This window comes from Streptomyces sp. NPDC020958 (assembly GCF_055562175.1).
The window spans coordinates 693,273-708,118 of sequence record NZ_JBVHFU010000002.1 but is presented as its reverse complement, the minus strand read 5'-3'; the positions used below and the strand labels follow the sequence as shown (position 1 = coordinate 708,118).

Annotated in this window: 17 protein-coding genes; 13 read left to right on the top strand and 4 right to left on the bottom strand. The window is 72.0% G+C overall.

Annotated features, from left to right (window positions below; translation table 11 throughout):
- Window positions 1-2: 2 nt before the first annotated feature.
- Window positions 3-302 (bottom strand): NIPSNAP family protein, encoded by a 300-nt coding sequence (locus tag ACZ3KP_RS09020; RefSeq protein WP_467497665.1) that lies wholly within the window; start codon window positions 300-302, stop codon window positions 3-5.
- A 321-nt stretch (window positions 303-623) separates the two neighbouring features.
- Here ACZ3KP_RS09020 and ACZ3KP_RS09015 point away from each other — a divergent pair, with 321 nt between their 5' ends.
- From ACZ3KP_RS09015 to ACZ3KP_RS08965, 11 genes are all read left to right on the top strand, one after another.
- Entirely contained in the window at window positions 624-1,559 is a 936-nt protein-coding gene (locus ACZ3KP_RS09015; protein WP_467497663.1) for a helix-turn-helix domain-containing protein, read from the top strand.
- 76 nt (window positions 1,560-1,635) lie between these two features.
- The gene (locus tag ACZ3KP_RS09010) at window positions 1,636-1,983 is read left to right on the top strand and encodes a hypothetical protein (protein WP_467497661.1); all 348 of its coding nucleotides are present in this window, start codon (window positions 1,636-1,638) and stop codon (window positions 1,981-1,983) included.
- A complete protein-coding gene (locus ACZ3KP_RS09005) occupies window positions 1,980-2,237 on the top strand; it encodes a hypothetical protein (RefSeq protein WP_467497659.1) in 258 nt (85 codons plus the stop codon). The genes ACZ3KP_RS09010 and ACZ3KP_RS09005 overlap by 4 nt, the downstream gene beginning before the upstream one ends.
- Before the next feature lie 154 nt (window positions 2,238-2,391).
- The gene (locus tag ACZ3KP_RS09000; protein ID WP_467497657.1) at window positions 2,392-3,054 is read left to right on the top strand and encodes a hypothetical protein; all 663 of its coding nucleotides are present in this window, start codon (window positions 2,392-2,394) and stop codon (window positions 3,052-3,054) included.
- Window positions 3,055-3,107: 53 nt separating this feature from the next.
- Window positions 3,108-3,986: an N-acetyl-1-D-myo-inositol-2-amino-2-deoxy-alpha-D-glucopyranoside deacetylase gene (gene mshB / locus ACZ3KP_RS08995; protein WP_467497655.1), complete on the top strand. Its 879-nt coding sequence runs from the start codon at window positions 3,108-3,110 to the stop codon at window positions 3,984-3,986.
- Window positions 3,983-4,399 (top strand): DUF6113 family protein, encoded by a 417-nt coding sequence (locus ACZ3KP_RS08990; protein ID WP_132888685.1) that lies wholly within the window; start codon window positions 3,983-3,985, stop codon window positions 4,397-4,399. Before mshB ends, ACZ3KP_RS08990 begins: the two co-directional genes overlap by 4 nt.
- Window positions 4,400-4,555: 156 nt before the next feature.
- Entirely contained in the window at window positions 4,556-6,880 is a 2,325-nt protein-coding gene (locus ACZ3KP_RS08985) for a peptidoglycan binding domain-containing protein (protein WP_467497653.1), read from the top strand.
- A 164-nt stretch (window positions 6,881-7,044) separates the two neighbouring features.
- Window positions 7,045-7,986 carry an ABC transporter ATP-binding protein gene (locus tag ACZ3KP_RS08980; protein WP_467497651.1) on the top strand — a complete coding sequence of 314 codons (942 nt, stop codon included), beginning with the start codon at window positions 7,045-7,047 and terminating at the stop codon, window positions 7,984-7,986.
- Window positions 7,983-8,723 carry an ABC transporter permease gene (locus ACZ3KP_RS08975; RefSeq protein WP_467497649.1) on the top strand — a complete coding sequence of 247 codons (741 nt, stop codon included), beginning with the start codon at window positions 7,983-7,985 and terminating at the stop codon, window positions 8,721-8,723. The genes ACZ3KP_RS08980 and ACZ3KP_RS08975 overlap by 4 nt, the downstream gene beginning before the upstream one ends.
- A gap of 5 nt (window positions 8,724-8,728) precedes the next feature.
- The gene (locus ACZ3KP_RS08970) at window positions 8,729-9,928 is read left to right on the top strand and encodes a sensor histidine kinase (protein ID WP_467498077.1); all 1,200 of its coding nucleotides are present in this window, start codon (window positions 8,729-8,731) and stop codon (window positions 9,926-9,928) included.
- The gene (locus tag ACZ3KP_RS08965) at window positions 9,925-10,539 is read left to right on the top strand and encodes a response regulator (protein ID WP_132888690.1); all 615 of its coding nucleotides are present in this window, start codon (window positions 9,925-9,927) and stop codon (window positions 10,537-10,539) included. The genes ACZ3KP_RS08970 and ACZ3KP_RS08965 overlap by 4 nt, the downstream gene beginning before the upstream one ends.
- A 33-nt stretch (window positions 10,540-10,572) precedes the next feature.
- Here ACZ3KP_RS08965 and ACZ3KP_RS08960 read toward each other — a convergent pair whose 3' ends face one another.
- Together ACZ3KP_RS08960 and ACZ3KP_RS08955 are read right to left on the bottom strand one after the other, a co-directional pair.
- Window positions 10,573-11,430 carry a transglutaminase family protein gene (locus tag ACZ3KP_RS08960; protein ID WP_467497646.1) on the bottom strand — a complete coding sequence of 286 codons (858 nt, stop codon included), beginning with the start codon at window positions 11,428-11,430 and terminating at the stop codon, window positions 10,573-10,575.
- A 58-nt stretch (window positions 11,431-11,488) separates the two neighbouring features.
- A complete protein-coding gene (locus ACZ3KP_RS08955; RefSeq protein WP_467497644.1) occupies window positions 11,489-12,520 on the bottom strand; it encodes a GNAT family N-acetyltransferase in 1,032 nt (343 codons plus the stop codon).
- 140 nt (window positions 12,521-12,660) lie between these two features.
- Here ACZ3KP_RS08955 and fdxA point away from each other — a divergent pair, with 140 nt between their 5' ends.
- Together fdxA and ACZ3KP_RS08945 are read left to right on the top strand one after the other, a co-directional pair.
- Window positions 12,661-12,987, top strand: a complete 327-nt coding sequence (gene fdxA, locus ACZ3KP_RS08950; RefSeq protein WP_046730523.1) for a ferredoxin — start codon at window positions 12,661-12,663, stop codon at window positions 12,985-12,987.
- A gap of 118 nt (window positions 12,988-13,105) precedes the next feature.
- Window positions 13,106-14,200 carry a bifunctional succinyldiaminopimelate transaminase/glutamate-prephenate aminotransferase gene (locus tag ACZ3KP_RS08945; RefSeq protein WP_467497642.1) on the top strand — a complete coding sequence of 365 codons (1,095 nt, stop codon included), beginning with the start codon at window positions 13,106-13,108 and terminating at the stop codon, window positions 14,198-14,200.
- A gap of 67 nt (window positions 14,201-14,267) precedes the next feature.
- Here the strand turns inward: ACZ3KP_RS08945 and ACZ3KP_RS08940 are convergent, their stop codons facing one another.
- Entirely contained in the window at window positions 14,268-14,690 is a 423-nt protein-coding gene (locus ACZ3KP_RS08940; RefSeq protein ID WP_467497640.1) for an ATP-binding protein, read from the bottom strand.
- Window positions 14,691-14,846: the final 156 nt, after the last annotated feature.

The following is a 14,846-nucleotide window of genomic DNA, read 5'->3' as shown; positions in this document are numbered from 1 at the left end:
CGTCAGTAAACCGTTTCCACTGTGCGCTCTTCGGTCTGAACGAGATAGTCGTCCGGGTTGAGGCCCATCGCCTCGCGCTCGGGCGACGACCAGTACAACGCGTTGCGCTCGGCGAACGTCTCCGGGCCGTCGTACGAGATCAGCCAGATGAACTGACTGTGCTCCGGGTCGGACCATGCGCCTCCGATCTCGAATCCGAGCTTCAGTCGCAACGGCACGATCTCCTCGCGCCACCGCTGGGCCCATTCGTCGAGCAGGCCGTCCCGGACGGTGTACGTACGCAACTGCGTGGTCTTCGGCATGCAGTCATCCTCTACGTCCTCGGGGTGGTGGGGGCCCGATTCCGCCAGTCCATCCCCACCGGGACTCGATCCCCCGTGTTTCGGTGAAAGGGGCGGTCTTTTCCAAGGACCACGACGGTGAAAGAACCCGGCCAAGCCCCACCCCTCCCGCCCGTCGTGCCTTCTCACTCGGGCGGGTGAACATCGCCGAATCGGCTGGATCCGCTGCCCCTCGCCTGCCCTACGCTCGGCGCAACACAACCGCAGACATGCGACGGCCCCCGCCGGGACGGCAATCCCAGTGCGAGGGCCTGACCACCGAGGAAGGCATCAACTTCCCAGATGGATACGCAGCACCCTAGCGCGCCCCCGCGCGCCCAGTCCCGGCTTGCCGCCGACAACCACCCGAATCGGCGGCCCCACACCGGCGGCGGGCTCATCCACGAGAACACCCGCCACACCGAACGTTTCACGGTGATCGGCAACCACCTCACTCAGCACCCGGAGCTGTCTCTCCTCGCGATCGGCCTCGGCTGCCACATCCAGTCCCTGCCCAAGGGCGCCCGCGTCGACATCAAGTCCCTCACCGCCCGCTTCCAGGAGGGCGCGACCCGCATCGCCGCCGCCCTGCGTGAGCTGGAGACCCACGGGTACCTGCGTCGCGAACGCGAGCGCGTGCTCAGCGGCCGTATCGTCACCCGCACCGTCTCCTGCAACCAGCCGGGAAGCCGTCGGCCGACCGCGGACCCGGCTCCCGCACGATCGGCGCGCCCAGGAGACGGAGCCGGGCCGGAAGCGGCGACCGAATCGGCACCGGGAGCCAAGCCGGTAGCAGCCGCTCCCGCAAAGCGGCAGGCAGCTCGAAAGAAGCCGCTCCCCGTGGTTCCCCAGCCCGCATGCCCCGCCCCAGCCCTCCTTCAACAGGCCACGGACATCCTCGTCGATCTTCGCCGCCACGATCCCCGCCTCCTGCTTTCCACCTGCGACACCGCTCACCTCGCTCCCGGTGTCGCAGCCTGGCTGGAGCGGGACGTGAGCTCCACGGCTGTACGGCATGCACTGACCGCCCACCTGCCGGACGAACCTCTGTGCCGTCCGGCGGCTTTTCTGGCGCACCGACTCGCCGCCCAACTGCCCCCGCCACCGTCGTTCCGTTCACACACGTCACCGCCCTCGGCCACCCGTCATCCCCTTCAGAACTGCGACGGCTGTGACCGCGCCTTCCGCTCCTCCACCCCAGGACGTTGCCATGACTGCCGCACTTCCGCTGCCGCCTGAACCCGTCGAGTCCCGTGTGCCCGGTTCGCTGTCGCGGGCCCGGATACTCTGGTCAGGGCACTCTCTGGAGGACGTCATGAGCACTCAGGCCGAGCACGGAAACGAGCTGATTCCCCGCCCCGAGCTGACGCCGGACGCCCTGCGCGAGGCTCTCGCGGTCGTCGCTCCAGGGCGCCTCGACGAGATGCAGGCCATGAAGGACGAGGCCTTCGCCAAAGCTGTCGAATGGCGGTCTCTGAGCCCAGTGCAGAGCTGGGTTCTGATCTGGGCCAAGGAGATCGAGATCGCTCGCCGACCGGACCTGTCCACCCGCTATGCCCAGGCGGAGAGGGATCTGGAGCATGAGGATCCGATCATCGCGCGGGAAGCCCTTCGCGAGCTGAGCGCGGTCCTGGAAGAGGCCCTGAAGGCAGTACGCGAGTGAGCTGGAAATGGGAATACTCCTTCGGAGCCGAAGAGGTGGCCCGCACCGTTCCAGCGGACTTCTTGGCCGCTGTCGCACGCCGGGCCGATGAGCTCGTCAGGGCGGCTGAAGCCCTCTACGTCCACGGCCGGGCCTATGAGGGGATTGATCCGAAGGGCGGCGAAATCATCGTTTCCGGCGGCTGGTTCAGGTATCAGGTCGTCGTACGCAGCGAGCGTGTCTACGTCGTCCTGATCACCTACATCGAGTTCTGAAGTCCAGCGGCCTGACCGGAGGGATGCGATCCGGAAACGCAGGGCTCGAAACAGGCCACGTTGACCGGAGCGAGAGCGGGTCGGCTTGACGGACCCCCAGGCGGCTCGGGGATCGTGATCCAGATCATGACGGAGTGTTGTACGGGGGTAACTCATGGCCGTTCCCAGACCGCAGACGCGTCAGTTCGAGGCGTTCATGACGAACCTGTCGTACGCCCGGCGCATGGTCGAGACGGGACGGATGCTGACGCCGTTCAATTCGCCGACGATCGACATCGACGACTTCTACCGGGCGGCCTGGGTTCAAGCGGTGGCCGCCATCGACCACTGGCTGCACGAGGAGGTGCTGCGCCGCGTCGCGGAGTTGGCGGCCAAGGACAGCCCAGACATGCCCTACCAGCTGCGTGTCTACGAATTGCCGCTGCATACCGTGGAGGCGGTTCAGAAGGGTGCTGTCACCCTTCCGGATGCCGTGGTCGAGCATCTGCGGGACAAACTGGCGGCTCAGTCTCTCCAGCACCCCGGCAAGATCTCGGAGGTCCTCAAGCTCGTCACGGAAAAGAAGGTCTGGTACCTGTCCGCCGGGTGGATCAACAAGACGTTCTTCCAAGAGCGCACTTCTCTGAATGAGAAGACGCTTCGCAGCCGCTATCTGGAGATCACTCAGCGCCGCAACAAGATCGCCCACGACGCCGACCTGATCGACGGGGACCTGAAGCAGCGCCGTCCCATCGACGAGGCCTCCGTCAACGACGCCATCGACTGGATCGAGCGTCTCGCCCTGGCCATCGCCCACGTGCTCGACGAGGAAGGGTGACAGTCGGGCGGGGAGGTGGCCCGGTGGCGGGGGGTGCCTCGTAGGGTTGGGGCATGACGGAAGTCCCTGCCCGACGGCTGCTCCTCGTGCACGCGCACCCGGACGACGAGTCGATCAACAACGGCGCCACCATGGCCCGCTACGCGGACCAGGGCGTCCACGTGACGCTGGTCACCTGCACCCTCGGTGAGGGCGGCGAGGTCATCCCGCCCGAGCTGCGGCATCTGACCGGCCCCGCGCTCGGTCAGCACCGGCTGGGCGAGCTCACCGCCGCCATGCGCGAGCTGGGCGTCGACGACTTCCGGCTGCTCGGCGGCGCCGGCCGCTACCACGACTCCGGGATGATGGGCCTGCCCGACAACGACGCGCCCGGCTGCTTCTGGCAGGCCGACGTCGACGAGGCCGCCGCCCACCTGGTCGAGGTCATCCTGGAGACCCGCCCCCAGGTCGTCGTCACCTACGACGACCACGGCGGCTACGGCCACCCGGACCACATCCAGGCCCACCGCGTCACCATGCGGGCCGTCGAGCTCGCCGCCGAGGCCGGCCGCCGCATCCCCAAGGTCTACTGGAACCGCGTCCCGCGCACCGTCGCCGAGGCGGCCTTCACCCGGCTCCACGAGGACCTGCCGGCGCTGCCCTTCGACAAGCCCGCCGGCGTCGGGGACGTGCCGGGCGTGGTCGACGACCACCGGGTCACCACCGCGATCGACGGCACCGCGTACGCCACCGCGAAGACCGCCGCGATGGCCGCCCACGCCACCCAGATCGAGGTGGCACCCGGCGCCGTCCCCTACTTCGCGCTCTCCAACGAGCTGGCGCAGCCCGTGTTCACCACGGAGTACTACGAGTTGGTGGCCGGGGCACCGGCCGCCACCCCCGAGACCGACCTCTTCGCCGGCCTCGACGCGCCGACGGAGGTGGCCCCATGAGCTCCGCCGGACGTGGCCCGATGCTCGCGCAACCGTTGCAGCGGCCCTCCGCCGGGCGCGTCGCGGCCCTGTTCGCCCTGGTCGTGCTCGGCGCCCTGGTCGGCCTCGCCGGGACCCTCGTGCAGGCCGGCTGGTTCCCCGGCGGGCTGCTGCTCGCCCTGGCCGGTGCCGCCGGACTCTTCCTCGGCGGGTCGCGGGCCACCGGCAGCCGTTCCGGGGCCGTGGCGCCCGCGTTCGGCTGGGTCGTCGCCGTCATCTTCCTCACCGCAGGCCGGCCCGAGGGCGACTTCCTGTTCGGCGCGGGCGGCGGCTCGTACCTCTTCCTGCTCGGCGGCATGGCATTGGCTGTGATCTGCGCCACATTGGGTTTGGGGCGGCAACCTCACGCGGACGGCGCCCGACTTGGCAAGTGACGTACCACTTCGCCGTGGGGCGCGCGTGGGAGTCCGGTGTGGGTTTCCCCAGCGGTCGTGGGATAAGCGTCAGAAGTGGCCAGTATGGTGGTGCGCGCCGCCGAGCCGCCCGAGAAAGGTCGCCACGGGCGGTGGAGCCAACCGGGAGAACCTGCCTTGAGTCGTGAAACTGACACTCCGTCCTCCGGGCCCAACGGGCGCGGCGGAGCCGCATACCCCTCGGGCACGCCGCCGTACGGGACCCCCATGGCTTCCGACGACGCCGCGGGCGCGGGCCGTTCGGCCGCGCAGCCGGAGGAACGCAAGACCGAGACCACGCTGACGACCCGGATCCGGATCAACATCCCCGGCTCCCGGCCGATTCCGCCCGTGGTCGTCCGTACGCCCGTCACGGACACCGACGCCGTCCCGAGCGAGGAGACCGGCACCCACGCGCTGCCGACCGGCGCCGCCGCGCCCACCGGCACGGTCGAGCCGCCCGCCGCGGAAGCGGGGCCCGCCCCGGGCGCCGCGAACAGCGACTGGTTCGCGCCACGCAAGTCCGGCCCCGCCAAGGGCGGTCAGCGCGGGCCCGCGGGCAACGGGACCGGGGCGACCGGTGGTTCGCCCGCCGCCGCGCCCGCGTCCAACGCGCCGGCCGCGCCCGGCGCCCCGGGTGCCCAGGGCCCCTCGGGCGGCGCGCGTGCCAACGGCGGCCGTCCGGGCGGTGTCGTCGGCTCCATGAGCGCGCCCGGCGGCACCAGGTCCGGCTCGACCAACGGTTCCGGTCTGCCCGCGGGCGCCACCGGCGGCCCGGTGGCTCCCGGACACGGCGGCGGCACCGGCTCCTTCGACGTGACGGAGGCGCTCGCCGCGGGCCCGCTCGGTGGCTCGCGGGGCGGCGCCAAGGAGGGCGGCGAGGCACGCCGCGACGACCTGCCGTACTTCTCCGACAACGCCGGCCAGAACGGCGCCCAGGGCGGTCCCGGCACCCCCGGCGGCGGCCCGGCCGGCCCCGGCGGCCCCAACGGCTTCAACGGGCCCGGTCTGCCCGGCGGATCCGGCGGCCCGCAGGGCCCCGCGGGCCCCACCGGCGGACCGGTCACCGGCGACGGCCCCTTCGTCCCGCCGGTCAACGGCGGCGAGCCCTTCGGCGGCCCCAGTGGCCCCGCCGGCCCGGGCGGCGCCCCCGGCAGGCCCACCGGCCGCACCGCCCCCGGCCCCGCCGGCCGCGGCGCCCAGGCCGGACCCGGCGCGCGCACCGCCCCCGCCGGTCCCGGACTCGCCGTCCCCGGCGGCGGCCTGAGCGACGACACCGCGATCCTCACCCCGCAGAAGCCCGCCCCCGGACCGGGCACGCCCGGCTACGGCACTCCGGCGGACAACGTCTCCGGGCACACCGTCACCAGCGGCATCCCGGTCGTACCGGCGGGCCCGAACTCCCCGTTCGCACCGGGCGCCCCCGGCACCACCGGACCGCAGTCGCACACGCCGCCGAAGCTGCCCGAGCCGGTCTCGCCGCCCCCGGCCGAGTCCAAGGGCAAGGCGAAGGCCAAGAAGAAGCGCGGCAAGCTGCCGCTGCTCGGCGGTGTCGTGGTGGTCGCGGGCCTCGGTGTCTACGGCGCCGGGCTCCTCATGAACCACTCCGACGTCCCCAAGGGCACCACCGTGCTCGGCGTCGACATCGGCGGTGGCACCCGCGACGACGCGGTCAAGAAGCTGGACGACGCCTTCGGCAGCCGCGTCAACAAGCCGCTGAAGCTGTCGGTCGACGGGAAGACGGTCTCGCTGCCCCCGGACCAGGCGGGCCTCCAGTTCGACTTCCAGAAGACCGTCGACGCGGCCGCCAAGAGCGACTACAACCCGGTCTCCGTGATCGGCGCCCTGTTCGGCCAGAAGCGGGTCGTCGAGCCCGCCATGCCGGTCGACGAGGAGAAGCTCCAGGCCGCCCTCAAGGACCTCGGCGGCAGCTCCGGCTCCGTCGTCCAGGGCACGATCGAGTTCAAGTCCGGAAAGGCCGTCGCCGTCTACGGCAAGGCGGGCAAGGGCATCGACGCGGCCGCCTCCGCCGAGACGGTCAAGCAGGCGTACAAGACGATGGTGGAGACCGACACCGCCACCACGGTGAACGTGCCGACCACCACCCAGCAGCCGACGGTCTCCAACGCGGAGGTCGACCGCGAGATGAAGGCATTCGCTGAACCGGCGATGTCGGCGCGGGTCACCATCCAGACCGACGCTGCGCACAGCATCCAGTTCGGCTCCCTGTCCCTCCCGAAGATCCTCGGATTCAAGGCCGTCGACGGGAAGCTGGTGGAGACGTACAACCTGGAGGCCCTCAAGACGGCGTACGGCAACACGTTCAACGGCGTGCTGATCACCCGGGGAACCGGCCAGAAGACGGCCGTCACCCCGCAGGACGTCGCCTCCGCGCTCCGCAAGGCGCTGGTCGGAAAGACCGCGGCAGAGCGTATCGGCGTCATCCAGACGAACCCGAGCTGACGCTTCGCGAAGGGGGTGCCCGGCGCTCGCCGGGCACAGGGGGCGCCCGGCACACGGCGGGCGCCCCCTCTCCGCGTGTCACGCCCCGCTCATGACATCTGTCATGCGGCTCTCCGGACGGTCGGCACTGACCCGGAGCAGGGGCTCGCCGTCAGCATGGAGGCATGACAACGACAGCGGCGACGACGGCCACCGGAACCCCGGTCGTCGGATTCGACCAAGTGAGCAAGACCTACGGGGAAGTGCGGGCCGTCGACGGACTCTCGCTGCGGCTGCACCCGGGGGAGACCGTGGCCCTGCTCGGGCCCAACGGCGCCGGCAAGTCGACCACGCTCGACCTGCTGCTCGGCCTCAAGCACGCCGACGCCGGCACGGTCAGCGTCTTCGGCATGAGCCCGCGCGAGGCCATCGTCGCCGGACGGGTGGGCGCGATGCTGCAGAGCGGCGGCCTGATGGACGAGGTCACCGTCCGCGAGCTGGTGAAGCTGGCCTGCGACCTGCACCCCAAGCCGCACAAGGTCACCGACGTCCTCGCCCGCGCGGGCATCTCGGGGATCGCCGACCGCAAGGTCAACAAGCTCTCCGGCGGCCAGTCCCAGCGTGTCCGCTTCGCCCTCGCCACCGCGGGCGACAGCGACCTGATCGTCCTGGACGAGCCGACCACCGGCATGGACGTCTCGGCCCGCCAGGCGTTCTGGGCGACCATGCGCGAGCAGGCCGACCAGGGCCGGACCGTCCTGTTCGCCACCCACTACCTCGAAGAGGCCGACGCCATCGCCGACCGGGTGCTGGTGCTGCACCGGGGGCGGCTGCTGGCCGACGGGACCGCCGCCGAGATCAAGGCCAAGGCCGGCGCGCGGCGGATCTCCTTCGACCTGGAGGGCGAGATCGACGAGGCCCCGCTGCGGGCGCTGCCCTTCCTCACCGCGGTCGACATGAGCGGCCAGACGATCCGCATGCAGTCGTCCGACGCCGACGCCACCGTCCACGCCCTCTACGGCCTCGGCGTCTACCCCCGCAACCTCGAAGTCGCCGGGCTCGGCCTGGAGCAGGCGTTCGTCGCCATCACGGAGGCCGAGGAGGCCAAGGAGGTCACGCAGTCATGAACGCCCTGATCAAACTGGAACTCGCGCGCGCCCTGCGCAACCGCAAGTTCCTGTTCTTCTCGGTGATCTACCCGTCGATCATCTTCCTGCTGGTGGCCAGCCAGAACGACACCACCAAGACCGTCGACGACTCAGGGCTGTCCCTCGCCGCGTACGTCATGGTCTCCATGGCCTCCTTCGGCGCCCTGACCGCCGTCCTGATGGGCAACAGCGAACGCATCGCCAAGGAGCGCGAGAGCGGCTGGGTACGGCAGCTGCGGCTGACCACCCTGCCCGGACGCGGCTACGTCCTCGCCAAGACCGCCGGCGCCGCCGTGGTGAGCCTGCCCTCCATCGTGGTCGTCTTCCTGGTCGCCGCGGCCGTGAAGCACGTACGCCTCGACGCCTGGCAGTGGCTCGCCCTCACCGGCGCGATCTGGGCCGGCAGCCTGGTCTTCGCCGCGCTCGGCGTCGCCATCGGCTACCTGGCGAGCGGCGACGCGGTCCGCCCCATCACGATGATCACGTACTTCGGCCTGTCGATCCTCGGCGGCCTGTGGTGGCCGTCCTCCTCCTTCCCGACCTGGCTCCAGGACATCGCGAAGTGGCTGCCCACGCACGCGTACGCTGCACTCGGGCGGGCCATCGAGCAGAGCCAGGCCCCCAAGGCCCAGGACATCGCCATCCTCGTCGTCTTCTTCGCCCTCTTCGTCGGCGGCGCGGCCTGGCTGTACCGGAAGGACACGCTGAAGGCGTGAGCACGATGACGGAAGACCTGCGGTCCGAGGACGAAGTGCGGGCGGACCGGCTGGTGCGGATCGGCCAGCCGCCGCGCAACCGCGCCGAGGCGATGCGCAAGCTGGTCTGGGTGCTGCCGTGGCTGGTGTTCCTGGGCTCCCCTGTGGACGACCTGACCTCCGGCCACCACACCACCGGGGCCACGGCGGCCGGCTGGGCGGGCCTCGCGGCCTTCGTCGGGATCTACCTGACCATCGTCTTCCGCCAGATGGGCCGGCCGTTCCGCGGCGGTGTCGTCGCCGCCGCGGTCGCCGTGGAGTGGACGCTCGCGGTCGTCCTCGCCTTCGGTCTCGGCGGCTCCTGGCTCGGCCTGTTCGTGTACGTCTCCGTGATGTGCGGAGTCACCTTCCCGCTGCGGATCGCGTACTGGACGGTCCCGGCCACCACCGCCGCCATGATGCTGGCGGGCTGGCACGCCCACGCCCTGGACGACGCCTGGGGCCTGTTCCTGGTGGTCCTCCTGGTCGGCTACTCCATGACCGGCGTACGACAACTGGTCGCCACCACGATCGAGTTGCGCAAGGCCCGCGCCACGGTCGCCCAACTCGCGGCCAACGAGGAGCGGTTGCGGCTCGCCCGGGACCTGCACGACCTGCTGGGCCACTCGCTCTCGCTGATCACGCTGAAGAGCGAGCTGGCGGGCCGGATGCTCCCCGGGCACCCCGAGAAGGCGGCCCAGCAGGTCGCCGACATCGAACAGGTCAGCAGGCAGGCCCTGGTGGACGTCCGCGAGGCGGTCACCGGCTACCGGCGGCCCCGGCTCGCCGCCGAACTCGCGGGCGCCCAGGTGGCCCTGACCGCCGCCGCGGTCACCGCGGAGGTCCCGGCCGACCCCGACCTCACCGGGGTGCCGGAGGACGGGGAGGCGGCCCTCGCCTGGGCGCTGCGGGAGGCGATCACCAACGTCGTACGGCACAGCGGCGCGAGCGCGTGCACGGTGGAGCTGCTGCGCCGCCAGACCCTGGACGGGCCGGTTCTCGAACTCGCCGTCGAGGACAACGGTTCGGGCGGTTCGGGCAAGGGCCCGGGCAACGGTCTCACCGGCCTCACCGAGCGGCTGGAGAAGGCGGGCGGCACACTGGAGGCGGGCCGTACGAAGCACGGTTTCCGGCTGGTCGCCCGGGTCCCGCTGCCCTCCGGCATGGCCGTAGGATCCGGTGCATGAGCAGCACGATCAAGGTCCTCCTCGCCGAGGACCAGTCGATGGTCCGCGAGGCGCTGGCCGCCCTGCTGGGCCTCGAGGACGACATCGAGGTCGTGGCCCAGGTCGCCCGCGGCGACGAGGTGCTGGCGGCGGCCCGGGCGAACGACATCGACGTGGCGCTGCTCGACATAGAGATGCCGGGCTGTACGGGCATCGAGGCCGCGGCGCAGCTCCACAAGGCGCTCCCGGCCGTCCGGCTGGTGGTCCTCACGACCTTCGGCCGCCCCGGCTACCTGCGCAGCGCGATGGAGGCGGGCGCCGACGCGTTCCTGGTCAAGGACGCCCCCGCCGCCCAGCTGGCCGAGGCCGTCCGCAAGGTCCTGGCCGGCGAACGCGTCATCGACCCCACCCTCGCGGCGGCGGCCCTGGCGGAGGGCGCCAACCCGCTGACCGACCGCGAACGGGAGGTCCTGCGGGCGGCGGCCGACGGCTCCACGAACGCGGAACTGGCGACGGCCCTGCACCTCTCCCAGGGGACGGTGCGCAACTACCTCTCGACGGCCATCCAGAAGCTCGCGGTCCGCAACAGGGCGGAAGCGGTACGGATCGCGCGGGAGAAGGGCTGGCTGTGACCCCTCCCGCGGCAAACGTGCTTCACGTAAGGCTCAGTTGAGACGAGCCCGCGCGGCCCGTGCCTCGCCCCGCACCCTCTCCGCCGCACCTTCGTCGACCACCTCGATCAGCTCCGCGTACCGCTCCAACTCCTGGGCCCCGTCGGTGAATTCACCCCGCTCCACCAGCAACCGCGCCCGCTCGTACCGCAGTCGCGCCGGATGCGACGGCAGCAGCAGCGACAGGTCCACCGACCACAGGCCCACGTCCGACCGCTCCGGACGGGCCGCCGCCCAGGACCGCACGTTGTTGAGGATGCGCCGTACGACGTCCAGGGGGTCCGCGGGTTCCAGCATCGCCGGCTCCAGCGGCACCCCCGCCGCCCCCGCCACCAGCAGCTCCGCGTCCGCCCCGCTCAGCACCCGCCCCCCGTCGAACGGATCGGCCAGCACCCGTTCCTCCGCGGCCCCGAAGCCGACCACGAAGTGCCCCGGCAGCGCGACCCCGTACACCGGCGCCCCGGCCCGGCGCGTCACCTCCAGCCACACCACGGACAGCAGGATCGGCAGCCCGCGCCGCCGGCGCAGCACCTCGTGCAGCAGCGAGGACTCCAGCCGCTGGTAGTCATCGGGCGTGCCGTGGAAGCCGAACCGCTCACCGAGCACCCGCCGCGCCGCCGTGGCCCAGGCGAGCGGTCCGGCCGGCCGGTACGGCAGCTGCCCCGCCAGCCGGTCCAGATCCATCTGCGCCGCGTCGATCCCGGCCTCGTCCAGCCCACCGTCGGCCACCGCGCCCAGCAGCAGGCACAGCGTCGCCAGATCGGGCCGCTCGGACCGCGCCTCCTCGGCGAACCGCTGCCGCACCTCGGCGGCCCGCTCCGGCGAAGGGGGTGGGGGATGAGGGGGACGCATAGCTGTCTCGTGCCCTTCCGGAATGATCCGTACCGTCCTGAGGCGACCCGTCCGCGCCTCAGCAGCCCGCCGGCTCCGGCCCTAGCGCCGACCCCGGCTCCCGGTAGTGGTGGTACGTGTGGTGCGCCGTGAAGCCGAGCCGCGCGTACAGCGCCCGTGCCCCCGCGTTCTCCGTCTCCACCTGCAACCAGGCCGCCGACGCGCCCTCCGCCAGCGCCTGCCGGGCGAGCGCGGCCATGACCTCGGTGGCCAGCCCCCGCCGTCGCAGCCGGGGATCCACCTCGACCGCGGCGAACCCGGCCCAGCGCCCGTCCACCACACATCGCCCGATGGCCGCGGGCGCGTCCGCCGCGGTCTCGCCGGGCACGGTCGCGAACCACACCGACGGCCCCGAGCCCAGCACCTCCAGCGCGACCTCGCTCACGCCCTTGCGCTGGTACCGGGCCAGCCATGCCGCGTCGGCCGCCCGCGAGAGCACCACCGCGGCCCCGGCCGCCCGGTCCGCCACCGGCGCCAGCCCCCCGGTCCACAGCTCGGCGCTCACCTCACGCGCCCACCCGCGCCGCTCCAGCTCCGCGCAGAGCACTTCCTGCGTGCCCTCCGCGCCGGTCGCGGTCTGTATGTACGCAGGCAGCCCCCGCTCGCCGTACCAGCGCCGTACGGCGTCCAGCGCGGCGTCGAGCGGCAGCCCGGGATCGCCGAGCGGCAGCACGCTGTTGGCCCGCCGGGTGTACCCCGCGGCGGCCCGCAGCTCCCACTCGCCGAGCCGCTCGCTCTCCACCGGCCGCCAGCCGCGCGACGCGATCCGCGCCAGTTCCCCATAGGTCGCGGCCGGTCCCCGGCGGCGCGCCGGAGCGGCCGGCACCACCTTGGCCGCCACCAGCGAGGACTGGGCCATCCGGACGACCTCACCGGCCCGCCGTGTGATCGTCAGCACGCCGTCGTCGTCCCATGATGTGAGAACACCCACCGTGTCGGTGAACTTCTCCGGGGTGTCCCCATGTCCGGTCAAACGCCGTACGGAGACACGTTTGCCCACGTCAGCAGCGGTGATACGGACCTCGAAGCGTCCCGCGGCAGAGATTTCCACTGGTCAGTTCACCCCTCCTGTTCGGATCATGCCCCAGAACGGAGATACTAGGGGCGGGCATCGACGACGCCGCGCTCCCGCGCGCCAGGCGGCGGAGCCTACGGAGGCCCGCCAGCGCCCAATCGAGGAGGAACGACAGCGTGACCTACGTCATCGCGCAGCCTTGTGTCGACGTGAAGGACAAGGCGTGCATCGAGGAGTGCCCGGTCGACTGCATCTACGAGGGCCAGCGGTCCTTGTACATCCACCCGGACGAATGCGTCGACTGCGGTGCCTGTGAACCGGTCTGCCCGGTCGAGGCGATCTTCTACGAGGACGACACTCCGGAGGAGTGGAAGGACTACTACAAGGCCAACGTCGAGTTCTTCGACGACCTCGGCTCGCCGGGCGGCGCCAGCAAGCTGGGCCTGATCGAGCGCGACCACCCCTTCATCGCCGCGCTGCCGCCGCAGGCCGAAGCCGAGTAACCGCACCGGCGGCCCGCCGCAACACCGTGCCGCCTCGGTCCCGTACGGCCTGATCACGTCGATCTGCGCCGTACGGGACCGAGGCGTTTGCCGTACCGAAGAAAGCGAGCAAGTCACCGTGTCCGCAGTCTCCGACCGTCTGCCCACCTTCCCCTGGGACAAGCTGGAGCCGTACAAGAAGACGGCAGCGGCACACCCGGACGGCATCGTCGACCTGTCGGTCGGCACCCCGGTGGACCCGGTCCCCGACCTGATCCAGAAGGCCCTGATCGACGCGGCGGACTCGCCCGGCTACCCCACGGTGTGGGGCACCCCGGCGCTGCGCGACGCGATCACCGGCTGGGTCGGCCGCCGCCTCGGCGCCCGGGACGTCACCCACCGCCACGTCCTGCCGATCGTCGGCTCCAAGGAACTGGTCGCCTGGCTCCCCACCCAACTGGGCCTCGGCCCCGGCGACCGGGTGGCGTATCCCCGTCTCGCGTACCCCACCTACGAGGTCGGCGCCCGTCTCGCCCGCGCCGAGTACGAGGTCTACGACGACCCGCGCGACCTGGACCCGGCCGGACTGAAGCTGCTCTGGCTGAACTCCCCGTCCAACCCGACCGGCCGGGTGCTGCTCCAGCAGGAGCTCGCGGAGATCGTCGCCTGGGCCCGCGACCACGGCATCCTGGTCTTCTCCGACGAGTGCTACCTGGAGCTGGGCTGGGAGGCCGACCCGGTCTCCGTCCTGCACCCGGACGTCAACGGCGGCTCGTACGACGGCCTCGTGGCCGTGCACTCCCTCTCCAAGCGCTCCAACCTCGCGGGCTACCGCGCGGCCTTCCTGGCGGGCGACCCGGCGGTCCTCGGCCCCCTCCTGGAGATCCGCAAGCACGGCGGCATGATGACCTCGGCCCCGACCCAGGCGGCGGTGGTGGCGGCCCTCTCCGACGACACCCACGTCCAGGAGCAGCGCGAGCGGTACGCGGCCCGCCGTACGGCCTTGCGCGGGGCCCTGCTCTCCCACGGCTTCCGCATCGAACACAGCGAGGCGAGCCTCTACCTGTGGGCGACGCGGGACGAGTCCTGCTGGGGGACCGTCGCCCACCTCGCCGACCTGGGCATCCTGGTGGCCCCGGGCGACTTCTACGGCGAGGCGGGCGAGAACTTCGTCCGCGTGGCCCTGACCGCGACGGACGAACGCGTACGAGCGGCCGTGGAGCGCCTTTCCTGACCGGCGCGCCTAGAAGGGGCCCAGGGAGAACCCCGGGCCCCTTCTCGGCTTACCGGCACTGACGGCGTCAGCCGCCCAGCGGCAGGCCCTTGACGGGCAGCCCACCCGCCGGCAGCCCGCCCTTCGTCGCGGTGGCCGCCGTGCTGCCCAGCAGCCCCCCGGCGGACCCGGCCGCCTCACCAGCGGCGCGCTGCACCACCGGCGCCGCCGTGTTGACGGCCTTGCCGCCGGTCCGGCCCGCGGCCGGCACCGCCGACTGGACCGCCGCGCCGCCGGTGTGGCCGAGGACCCCGGTGACGTGCTGCGCCGCACCGTCGGCGGTGTGGGCGGCACTCGCCCCGTCCAGGGCGGTCAGACCGCCCAGGTTCGGGGTGGTGGCCGGCAGCGTCTGGGCCGCGCCGGCGGAGCCGGCCGCACCGACCCCGGCAGCCGCTCCCGCTGCGACGAGCAGCGCGGCACGGGCGATCCGGCGGGTCAGAGGGAGGGACATGATGCTCCATTCGACGGGAGGGAACGTGATCGCCGTGACTACCGCTCGAAGCCCGCGAAGGTTGCGGAGGCCCTCGGTAAAGAATTGATAACGCGTCGCATTATCGGGTGTGGATAAAAACGGGCAAAGAGCGCCGAGGGCGAGGCCCCGCAGAAT